Annotated in this window: 1 pseudogene; it reads left to right on the plus strand. The window is 62.7% G+C overall.

Going from position 1 to position 640, the window contains the following annotated elements:
* Positions 1 to 640: pseudogene (locus tag BMI79_RS23890) on the plus strand (hypothetical protein); the annotation flags it as partial.

The raw sequence follows: 640 nt of genomic DNA on the forward strand, positions 1-640 counted from the left end.
CGACCGCCCCTGGCGGCTTGACCGGGGCGGGCACGCTGAACGTGAACGGCGGAGATTTAGCGCTGAGCGCGGCCAACGGCGGTCTGTCAGCCACTACCCATATTGCATCGGGAGCCTCCGTCACCGCCAACGCGGCGAATGCCCTGGGCACCAGTGAGGTGGATGTTGGCGGTACGTTGAATCTGAACGCCGCAGACACTCTCGCCAACGTGCTGAGCGGCGCTGGGACCATTAATACCGGCGCGGCGGTGACCCTGAGCGGCAGCAACGACTTCAGCGGCACCCACGTTATCGATGCGAACGGTGCCCTGACGATCAGCGCGGCCGATAATCTGGGGACCTCGGCGGCCCGCGTCAATCTGGCCGATGCCACCTCACAACTGTTGCTGAATGGCTTTGCGGGGACTCTCGCGAATACTCTGAGCGGAGTATTGGATTCTACTGTGCAACTCAGCAATGCGTCCAACACCACCCTGACCGGCACCAACAGCAGCTTTGCCGGCCTGTTTGACCTGATAGGCAGCAGTACCCTGACCGTCTCGCAGAACGCCAACCTGGGCACCGGTGGCGTCAGCATTGGCAGCGGCAGCACCCTGAACTTTAACGCCTTTGAGGGGGGCGCGTTGACCGCGCTGAATAA

Source organism: Serratia oryzae, from assembly GCF_001976145.1.
Classification (GTDB): Bacteria; Pseudomonadota; Gammaproteobacteria; order Enterobacterales; family Enterobacteriaceae; genus Chania; species Chania oryzae.